This is a genomic window from Thermohalobacter berrensis, assembly GCF_003609645.1.
Taxonomy (GTDB): Bacteria; Bacillota; Clostridia; order Tissierellales; family Thermohalobacteraceae; genus Thermohalobacter; species Thermohalobacter berrensis.
The window spans coordinates 1-9,581 of the sequence record NZ_MCIB01000027.1 but is presented as its reverse complement, the minus strand read 5'-3'; the positions used below and the strand labels follow the sequence as shown (position 1 = coordinate 9,581).

Below are 9,581 nucleotides of genomic sequence, written 5' to 3'. Positions count from 1 at the left end.
ATCTTATACTTTATTATATATATTGTTCATAATAACCGTTCACTTTATTCTGATTTTACATCATCCAACATTTCCCTCATTTGACTATATTTTAACATTCCTACATGTATATATTTTATTTTACCATTACTATCAATCATAATAGTAGTTGGTATAAAACGACCCATATACTTTATAAAAGTCTCTCCAGTTTTATCAAGGAGTACAGGGAAATGATACCCTTCTTCTTTAATAAACTTTTCTACAGTAGCTTTACTTTCTGCAACATTAATAGCTAACACAACAAAATTATTATCTTTATTTTCAAGATATAATTTATCTAAATCAGGCATTTCTTTCACACAGTAAGGACAGGTTGTAGCCCAAAAGTTTATTAGAATAGTTTTTCCTCTATAATCTTTTAAAGATACATACTCACCAGCCAAATTCTCTAATGTAAATCCTGGCCCTTCTTTCCCAATATCTATAGGTGAAATTTCCTCTTCCTGACTTTTAGTAAATTCTTCTGTCGATTCATTATCCTTTAAGGGTTGGTCTTTTTCTAATATATCTAAAGAATCGGTACTTTTAGCAAAATAAACAATAGCACCAGCTAATAAAATGACTAGTACTAAAATAATACTTTTCCTTAACATAATAACCACCTGCCATTATATAAAAATTTTTGCTATAGTATTAATTTTGTTAGTAAATATTAATAAGCCCATTATTATAATTACTATCCCACCTATTTTTGAAATATATTTTAAAGCTTTTTCTGAATTTGTAACAAATTTACTAAATCTATCTATTATTAGTGCAGTTAAAATAAAGGGGATAGCTAAACCTAAAGAATATATAAAAAGCATAAAAGCTCCTTTTGATAATGTGGCAGTTGTTCCTGCATATAAAAGTATGGAAGCTAATACAGTTCCAACACATGGAGTCCACCCGGCTGCAAAAGCCATTCCTATAGCCACAGAGCTAACCCATCCAGTAACCTTTGGAAGTTTTATCTTTTTTTGTTTATTTAAAAAATCTAGTTTTATAACTCCTAACATATTTAAGCCAAATATAATTATTAACAATCCACTAATTTTAGTAAATTCCCTTTGATACTTAATAAATAGTTTTCCTATAAAACTTGCAGAAATACCCATGATCATAAATATTATTGTAAAACCTAATACAAAACCTAAAGCTCTACTTATTGTAAGAAGCTTTCTATCTTGAACTTCCTCTTCCATAGTACTTCCTGTTATATACATTACATACCCCGGAACTATAGGAAAAACACAAGGAGAAAAAAATGATAAGAAACCAGCTACTAAAGCCATAATTAATGATATGTCTCCCATTTAATTACCTCCTTAGCAAAATTATACCATACAGGGGTATGTACAAACAATAAAAATATTGGTATGCCGAAGAAGTAATTCTTAGAAGAGCGTTACTTGGCCAGAGAAGTAAATCTAAGACGTCCGTTACTTAGACCAAGGATGTCAAGGCTTCGTGGACCGTTATTTTAAACCACAGAAGTAAAGCTACGATGACCGTTACTTGACCAGGAAAGATATGCTTTGAAGTCCGTTACTTGGCCTAGGAAATAAAGCTCCGAGGATTGTTATTCCTATACAACTACAACGCACATTGAAATGTGCTCTACAGTTTTTGTTATTTTTCTTTTAATTCTCAATTCTCAATTGTCCATTGTCAATTGTATTTTAATGCAGTTCCTAGCTCTTTGCTCTCAGCTCTTAGCAAAACTAAAATTTTTTGTCTAGGAACCAGGAACCAAGAGCTAACAACTGTACTTTACTAACCACTAACCACCAACCACTAATAACTATTATTTTTTTAATTGTAAATTGCATTTATCATATTCACAATTTAAAAGTTAACATTATAAAACAGGAAGTTTCCCGTTTTATCTCTATTTTTCTTCTTCAAAACAAGGATTTACATGCACTAATACATCTTTAACATTGGCTATATTTTGATATACAACTTTTTCTACATCTTCTGCAATATCATGGCCTTTATGAACTGTAATGTTAGGGTCTACACTTACTCTTATGTCTACATAGACCTTTGAACCATGTTTTCTTGCCCTTAATTCATCTAATCTTGTAATATCCGTTTCATGAAGTAATTTGTTTGAAATTTCATCAATCTTTTCTTGTTCTATAGATACATCCATGAGCTCGTTATATCCATGTAAAAACAATTCCAATCCTACTTTAATAACTATAATTGAAACTATAAGACCTGCTAATGGGTCCAAAATTTTATACCCAAATCTCGCTCCTATTATTCCTATAAGAGCAGCAATTGAAGATAAGGAATCTGATCTATGATGCCAAGCATCAGCTATTAAAGCGGTACTGTTTATTCTTTTTCCTCCTTGTAATGTTATTCTAAATTGTATTTCCTTTATTAAAATAGATATTACTGCAGCCCATATAGCTGAAACTCCAGGAATTTTAATATTTCCCGTAATTATAAGCTTTAACGCAGAGTAACCTATATTTAAACCAACACCTATAAGTAATAATGAAAGCAAAAAACCTGCTATTGACTCAGCCTTTTCATGACCATACTGATGTTCTTTATCCTCAGGTTTTTTAGCAATAAAAAAACCCACTATTATTCCAATGGAACTTGCTACATCTGATACAGTATGAATACCATCAGCCAAAATTGCTGTTGATTTTGATGTGAATCCTATAATAATCTTTCCAATGGCCAGAATTACATTTAATACAATAGTAATTATTATAATCCTATTTCCAATCCTATATCTTTCTTTATCAGATATATTATTAGCTTTCAATTTATTCACCTCATTCTCAAATGAAATGTTGTTATTATATTATACTATAAAACTATATCAAATGTAACCCCTGATTTTATCAGCAATTACGGCTATTAATTGTTATTAAATGTCATTATCAATTGATAATAAGTTATAAATTAAATTGAACATCATTTTTTATCCATAAAAAAGAATGAGTTAAGGGATGGGCCCTTAACTCATTCTTTTTAAAAAGCTTTACCAGGTACTACCATATCTATAATTCCTACAGCTAAAGCCCCTAGAACTGCTCCTATAATAGTAATATCAAACCCTGGTACTATATAACGTGTTACAAATAAAATAAGAGCTGCTACAATAAAACCAGTTATACCTCTACCAAAAGGAGAAGCATCTATTCCAGCAAACTTTTCAATTATGAAATTTAATCCGGCTATTACTACCCCTGCTATAAGTAAACTCCATAAATTGTTTATGCTAAATCCTGGGGTAAAAAAAGCAGCTATGCCTACTACTATAGCCGTTAACACTACCCTTAATAAAATACTGGTTAAATTCAGTTTCTCGTCTCTATCCTTTTCATTTTCTGCCATATTCTACACCTCCTTGTATATATTTTTTTATTAATAAAATCTTTTTATACAATAGAGAACAAATAATTTACTTTTTTATCTCTTTAGTATAAAATAAAAAAAACAGGAAAAAACTATAAAAAACTCAATAGTTTTGACTGCTAAATTTGTGGGTAAGTATATGAAGGAAATTGTTATCCTACTGTTAAATATGTTATTATTAATTTTGGAGTCTAATATAAAGGAGGAATTAAATTGGCTATAACAAAAGATATGCTTATTGGAAACATATTAAAGGAAAAGCCTGAAGCTGCTCAAGTCTTAATGAGACATGGAATGGGATGCTTAGGCTGTCCTTCAGCTCAAATGGAAACTTTAGAAGAAGCTGCTAAAGTGCATGGAATTGATTTAGAAAAACTTTTAAAAGAGCTAAATGAAGCTTAAATACTTAAAATAAATAAACCCCAACTAAATTTAGTTGGGGTTTATTTATTAAAGTAATTCCTCTAATCTTCCCTTATCAAATCCAACTATAGTTTCACCATTTACTATAATTACAGGTACTGCCATATAACCCATCTTAACTAACTCTTTTCTTGCTGATGGATCAGTTTGAACATTTTTTTCTTCGTAATCTACACCTTTCTCCGAAAGGTATTCCTTTGCAGTAACGCAATGTGGTCAAGTATTACTTGTGTATATAGTTACCTTCGACATAAAAAAACCTCCCTAATTATATTTTACTTAATAATTATTTTTCTATACGTATTTCTATGATACCCAGTATTAATATAATTAATAATATTTAATTCAACTTTTATTAATAAACTCAAACCTTCCCTCATAGTATAGTATGAAAACTTATAAAAGGAGATATTTTATGTTTAACAAGACTCATCTTATCATAATTAGGAAGAAAACGCTAGTTATAATATTAATATTTATTTTTTTAATTTTATTATTAAGCACAATAATTATTAAAACTAAAAGGAGTACTTCTGTATTTAAAGTAAATAGTATTTCTAATAAAAATATAGTTATAGACCCAGGCCACGGAGGTATAGATGGTGGTACTTTTCATAGAGGAAGTGGTCTGCTAGAAAAGGATGTTAATCTTGATATTTCTCTTAAACTAAAAAAGACTTTAAACCATAGAAAGGCTAATGTTATTTTAACAAGGGATAAGGATATTTCACTAGAAAATAAAAGTAATATAAATGCTTCACGATATAGAAGGGACTTAAATGCTAGAAAAGAAATAATAAATAGAAACAACCCTGATGTTTTTGTAAGTATACATGTTAATGCAAATCCTTCAAATTTAAGACAAAGAGGAGCAATTATTTTTTATTATCCTACTTCAGATAAAGGAAAAAAACTAGCTAAAGAGATTAGCTATAAAATAGATACTATAATATATAAAAACTTGCTAAAAACTAATTCAATTAAAACCCAGGTATTACCTGGAGATTATTATATTCTTAGGGAAACATCTTCACCTGGAGTATTAATAGAAGTAGGCTTTATAACAAATCCTAAAGATAGAAAACTTCTTACAAATCCTAAGTTTCAAGAAGAAATTGCACGGGCTATATGCGAAGGAATTGCCGAATACTTAAATTAAAATATGACTCCATTTAAGGAGCCATATTTTAATTATCTAGGCGGTGTAGGACTTAATGGTGTCACTATTCGACCTGTTGCTGGGTCTATATGCAGAAGCCAATACCCAATTCTTTCTCTACCTCTTCTTCTAGATTCAATCCATGTTTTAAACCCTGTCATTCCTCTATATGGCTGTTCATCTCTAGTAAATCTTCCAGGGATTCCATATACATAGTATTTAATATCATCACCCTTCTTTACGATACCGAAAATATAGTGCCCATATTTTTTTATCAGTTTTGGACAAGTGGCTATATGAGGCATAAAAGGATATGGATAATACATATTCACAATATAGTTATAAAAGGGCAAAAAGCCTCTATAAAAACTTTTCCTATCATATTCAATTTTCCACCATGTATAGTTTGAAAGTCTTTTTCTAAAAGGTTCAACCCTTTCAAAAAATCTCAATATATTTTTAGTATAATTAGCAAGCTGTTTAGTATAATTTTTAGCCCCTTCAGGATACCCGTAATTTCTATTCTTAAATTCCTCATAATATTTGTTCATATTATTAGGATACATATTTTTTTGAGAATATGATCTGTCACTTTTCTCATGTCTAGTATATTTACTTTTATTATTTTCTTCATTATTAGATTTTTCAATTTCATCATCTTCACTATTATCTTCATTAACATCTTCTATTTCATTTACCTCAACTTCTTCTGTTTCTTTCTTTACTTTAACCTCTTCTGTTTCATCCTTTTCTAATTCGTCACTTTCATCCTCAATTATCTCATCTTCCCCCATATCCTCTTCTATCTCTTTAAGATCCTCCCTTAATTCTTCTATATCATCCTCTATTTCTTTTATATCTATTTTTTCCTCTTCCTTAAATTCCTGAGATTCTTTAAGATTTTCAATTTTTTCTTCGTCTTCTACCTCTTCTATATTTTCTCCTTCTTCAATTTCCCCTGTCTCTTGTAATTTTTCTACTTCTTCCTCATCAACTTCTTCTATTTCAGTTTCCATTTTCTCTATTCTATCTTTCTCAGATTCCCTTTTTATTTCTACAGCTAATCTATCTAATGAATCATCCTTTTCATTTATATAGCCAACAAGTGGTACTTTTAACTCCTTATCTTCTCCATTAACACTATATAATCTGACTAAAACTGTATTAAAATTATCAATAGAAAGACCTGTTCCACCAACTGAATTAGGGTCAAATTTCCACTGTACACTTCCTTTTCCTTTGTCGTTTATAACTATCGTCCCAATATCTACTTGTACTACCCTTTCTTTTTGATTAGATAGTAAGTACCCTTTATATGCTTTATTACTACTATGAACATCCTTTAATTTTTCTACATTAAAAAATATTTTACCTTTACCATTTCTTACTTCGATTTTAGCATACCCCTTAGGCTTATCTTTATAATACATGTTCTCTGTTGGCTCAAGAATTATAAACTTCCTCATATATGTCCTCTTATTTGGCAAAACTATTCCCCCCTTTCAAACTCTTATTATATGTATATGTATAAAGGGGGGAATATTGAACTAAAACTTTAATGCTATTACATTAGCTATTTGTGCATATTCTTCAATTGTAAGGTTTTCTCCTCTAACTTTTGGATCAACATCACAACTTGCTAAGGCCTCTTTTATATCTTTTTTCGAAAGTCCTAATGGGCTTGAATTCAACGCATTAGTTAAAGTCTTTCTTCTCTTTGCAAATGCTGCTTTAACTATATTAAACATGAGTTTTTCGTCTTTCACTTCCACCCTAGGTTTATCTAAAATATCTAGCATTATTACTGTTGAATCAACCTTAGGTTTCGGTATAAATACATTTTTTGATACATTTGTTATAATCTTAGGCTCTGAATAATATTGTACTGCAATAGATAAAGAACCATAATCCTTACTACCTGGGTTAGCTTGCATCCTTAAAGCTACTTCTTTTTGAATCATTACTACTATTTTGTCTATAGGTAATTTTTGTTCTAGTAATGTCATTATTATAGGTGTAGTAATGTAATAGGGTAAATTTGCTACAACCTTTATTCTTTTATTTTTAAATTTTTCTCTTATTAATGTGTTTAAATTAATTTCAAGTACATCTCCATGGACTATTTCAACATTCTCATAGCCAGAAAGTGTTTCATCAAGTATTGGTAAAAGTTTTTTATCTATTTCTACTGATACTACCTTCTTTGCCCTTTCAGCAAGAATTTGGGTTAATGTTCCAATACCTGGTCCAATCTCTAAAACTTCATCTTCCTTTGTAATATTAGCTCCATCACATATCTTCCTTATAACATTACCGTCTACTAAAAAATTTTGACCTAAACTTTTAGAAAACTTAAAACTGTATTTCTCTACAATTTCTTTAGTTACTTTTGGCGAATAAAGTTTTTTACCATCCATTAATCTAGCCTCCTAACTGCTTCTTTAAACTCCTCTCTTGTTATGCCATAATTATTTAATCTCTTTAAAAACTGTTTAGAATTGCAATACCCTATACCAAGTATCCTTCCTAATACATCTCTTCTCTTTGATGAATCCTCTGAACCTATTAGTCTATGTCTTATTAAATCTGCTTTAGAAAATTCTTTTCTCTTTTCAGTAGACTCTACCCTTGCTTTCTTTAGTGCATCAATAATATCTTCAGGTGAAGCATTTTCTATTCCTATATCATCACCTTTTTTAGCTTTATCTCTAGGTAAAAAGGCATGTTTACAATTCTTAACTTTACTTGAAATCATCTTTCTAATTTTTTCACCTGCAAAATCTGGGTCTGTAAATATTATTACTCCCCTTCTTTCTGCTGCTTTTTTTATTCTTTTAATTAAATTATCGGAAAATCCTAATCCTCCTGTAACTATTACCTCCGCATCAACAGCTTTTTTTATCGCTGAAACATCGTCTTTACCTTCAACTACTATTATTTCCTTTATCATTAGTTTTCCCCCTTAAATTATTTACTTTAATTCTTATAGTTATTAACTATTAAGATTATACAATATTTTTAGGATTAATAAAAAAGTCTTCTATTAAAAATAGAAAATTCTCAAGGTTGACTTTTTTGAAACACATAACGGAAATCATATTTTATCCACTATTTTTATTTGTTTATGATTTCCTATGTGTTATAAAATAAAAAGCAGCCAATGGCTGCTTTATGGTTATTCAAGAATATAAACCTTTACCTTCCTTATACCGAACCTTAAGGCCTCTTCTCTATCAGGTATAAATACATCAATTCTATTTCCTTTTATTGCTCCTCCTGTATCTTCTGCTACAGCAAATCCGTAATCCTCACTTCCATCTAATGACTTGATATAAAGTTTAGTCCCTAAAGGAATAACATTAGGATCTACAGCAACTACGCCCCTTCTTGCCCTAGTACCTGAAGCTGTTATTCCATAACCTTTATCACCTGGTCGTTTTCCCGTACTTTCGTATGATAAATCATATGCTGTAGCCGTCATGATAATACTTCCTTTAAACCTAATATTACCCCTAGATGATACTAAGTAGTCCTTAGTACCTTTTTCAATTACTTCATTAACTGGCTCTTTAACTATATTCTCTTCTAATATTACTTGTGATACTAACTCACCATCTTCATATATTTTCTTAATTTTAACTTTCTTTAATCCCTCTTGTCCCTTTTTAATTAACCTGGTTTTGCCTTTTTCTAATTTATCGTTACTTTTTACTACTTGACGGTAGCTAATTTCTTCTTCTTTAGTTTCTATTTTCTCTTCTACTCTAGTTACTTTAATTTCCATATTTGATTTAATTTCCTCATCTAATCTTGGTGATATTCTATCATTATTGTCAACTTTAATGTTTGTATCATTTAAAACTTCTTCTACTGTTTTAAGATATGTATTTTTTCTTATCTGTTTATTGTCTACAAGTATAGTTACTGGAACCGCTCTTTTTATTATTATTTTCATATCATCTTTTAGCTTTTGTTCTAAATCAACATTAATATAATCATAGCTTGTTAACTTTATGTTTTCACTTTCTAGTAATTCTTCAACAGTTTTTTTACTAGTTTTTAAACTAATTTTTTCTTCATCAATTGATATTGTAATATTTTTTATTGTATATTTGTACATACCAAGTGAAATTGCTAAAATTACAACAATAGATAATAATATAAAAATTTTGTTCTTGTTACCATTAAGCATAATTATAACCCCCATATGGTTTACATAACTTTAGTGTATTTTATTCTATATATAATTATTTGTCAATCCCTTTAATTAATATTCCATAAATTACAAAATTAGTAATATTTTTTGCCATTGTACTTTTCAGTAAAGTGAATAACTTAAAAGCGCAGACTAAAGTCTGCGCTACTTTTTCAAACGGAATGAATTATGCTCTACATTCCCATTAACTACCAACAGATATGTTCATTTTCCTCAATTGTAAATTGTCAGCTGTAATTTATTAATTGTTTTTAATACTATTCCTCTTCATAAGGAGGATAGTTTTGATAAGAATCTTGGTCTCTATTATCTCTATAATAATCATCATGAGGTGTAGGTAATTGTGGATTCATTCCCATTTCTGGGCTTATTGGA

General features: G+C 29.5%; 11 protein-coding genes. 2 read left to right on the top strand and 9 right to left on the bottom strand.

Translation table 11 applies throughout. The features are described from left to right. Nucleotides 1-44 precede the first annotated feature (44 nt). From BET03_RS09835 to BET03_RS09820, 4 genes are all read right to left on the bottom strand, one after another. A complete protein-coding gene (locus BET03_RS09835; RefSeq protein WP_120169857.1) occupies nucleotides 45-635 on the bottom strand; it encodes a TlpA family protein disulfide reductase in 591 nt (196 codons plus the stop codon). 15 nt (nucleotides 636-650) lie between these two features. Continuing rightward, nucleotides 651-1,337 carry a cytochrome c biogenesis CcdA family protein gene (locus tag BET03_RS09830; RefSeq protein ID WP_120169855.1) on the bottom strand — a complete coding sequence of 229 codons (687 nt, stop codon included), beginning with the start codon at nucleotides 1,335-1,337 and terminating at the stop codon, nucleotides 651-653. A 575-nt stretch (nucleotides 1,338-1,912) separates the two neighbouring features. Continuing rightward, a complete protein-coding gene (locus tag BET03_RS09825) occupies nucleotides 1,913-2,821 on the bottom strand; it encodes a cation diffusion facilitator family transporter (protein ID WP_120169853.1) in 909 nt (302 codons plus the stop codon). A 200-nt stretch (nucleotides 2,822-3,021) separates the two neighbouring features. After that, nucleotides 3,022-3,387 carry a phage holin family protein gene (locus BET03_RS09820; protein ID WP_120169851.1) on the bottom strand — a complete coding sequence of 122 codons (366 nt, stop codon included), beginning with the start codon at nucleotides 3,385-3,387 and terminating at the stop codon, nucleotides 3,022-3,024. A gap of 234 nt (nucleotides 3,388-3,621) precedes the next feature. On the opposite strand from BET03_RS09820, the gene BET03_RS09815 reads away from it, so the two are divergent. Then, entirely contained in the window at nucleotides 3,622-3,810 is a 189-nt protein-coding gene (locus tag BET03_RS09815) for a DUF1858 domain-containing protein (RefSeq protein ID WP_120169849.1), read from the top strand. A 48-nt stretch (nucleotides 3,811-3,858) separates the two neighbouring features. Here the strand turns inward: BET03_RS09815 and BET03_RS09810 are convergent, their stop codons facing one another. After that, complete coding sequence (locus tag BET03_RS09810) at nucleotides 3,859-4,083, bottom strand: glutaredoxin family protein (RefSeq protein ID WP_120169847.1); 225 nt, start codon at nucleotides 4,081-4,083, stop codon at nucleotides 3,859-3,861. Nucleotides 4,084-4,246: 163 nt separating this feature from the next. On the opposite strand from BET03_RS09810, the gene BET03_RS09805 reads away from it, so the two are divergent. Continuing rightward, nucleotides 4,247-4,990 (top strand): N-acetylmuramoyl-L-alanine amidase family protein, encoded by a 744-nt coding sequence (locus tag BET03_RS09805; protein WP_183108820.1) that lies wholly within the window; start codon nucleotides 4,247-4,249, stop codon nucleotides 4,988-4,990. Between the two features lie 32 nt (nucleotides 4,991-5,022). Here the strand turns inward: BET03_RS09805 and BET03_RS09800 are convergent, their stop codons facing one another. The 4 genes from BET03_RS09800 to BET03_RS09785 all read right to left on the bottom strand — a co-directional run bounded on the left by BET03_RS09800 (nucleotide 5,023) and on the right by BET03_RS09785 (nucleotide 9,182). Then, the gene (locus tag BET03_RS09800; RefSeq protein WP_120169843.1) at nucleotides 5,023-6,477 is read right to left on the bottom strand and encodes a DUF7922 domain-containing protein; all 1,455 of its coding nucleotides are present in this window, start codon (nucleotides 6,475-6,477) and stop codon (nucleotides 5,023-5,025) included. Nucleotides 6,478-6,537: 60 nt separating this feature from the next. Then, a complete protein-coding gene (rsmA, locus tag BET03_RS09795) occupies nucleotides 6,538-7,407 on the bottom strand; it encodes a 16S rRNA (adenine(1518)-N(6)/adenine(1519)-N(6))-dimethyltransferase RsmA (protein WP_120169841.1) in 870 nt (289 codons plus the stop codon). Further along, complete coding sequence (rnmV, locus tag BET03_RS09790) at nucleotides 7,407-7,940, bottom strand: ribonuclease M5 (protein WP_120169839.1); 534 nt, start codon at nucleotides 7,938-7,940, stop codon at nucleotides 7,407-7,409. The genes rsmA and rnmV overlap by 1 nt, the downstream gene beginning before the upstream one ends. 225 nt (nucleotides 7,941-8,165) lie before the next feature. Next, nucleotides 8,166-9,182, bottom strand: coding sequence for a 3D domain-containing protein (locus BET03_RS09785; RefSeq protein WP_120169837.1), 1,017 nt, complete (start codon nucleotides 9,180-9,182; stop codon nucleotides 8,166-8,168). Nucleotides 9,183-9,581 lie beyond the last annotated feature (399 nt).

Excerpts from the sequence above, each read along its gene's own strand:
- BET03_RS09835 (WP_120169857.1), bottom strand. The coding sequence starts at position 635 with ATGTTAAGGAAAAGTATTATTTTAGTACTAGTCATTTTATTAGCTGGT.
- BET03_RS09830 (WP_120169855.1), bottom strand. The coding sequence starts at position 1,337 with ATGGGAGACATATCATTAATTATGGCTTTAGTAGCTGGTTTCTTATCA.
- BET03_RS09820 (WP_120169851.1), bottom strand. The coding sequence starts at position 3,387 with ATGGCAGAAAATGAAAAGGATAGAGACGAGAAACTGAATTTAACCAGT.
- BET03_RS09805 (WP_183108820.1), top strand. The coding sequence starts at position 4,247 with ATGTTTAACAAGACTCATCTTATCATAATTAGGAAGAAAACGCTAGTT.
- rsmA (WP_120169841.1), bottom strand. The coding sequence starts at position 7,407 with ATGGATGGTAAAAAACTTTATTCGCCAAAAGTAACTAAAGAAATTGTA.
- rnmV (WP_120169839.1), bottom strand. The coding sequence starts at position 7,940 with ATGATAAAGGAAATAATAGTAGTTGAAGGTAAAGACGATGTTTCAGCG.
- BET03_RS09785 (WP_120169837.1), bottom strand. The coding sequence starts at position 9,182 with ATGCTTAATGGTAACAAGAACAAAATTTTTATATTATTATCTATTGTT.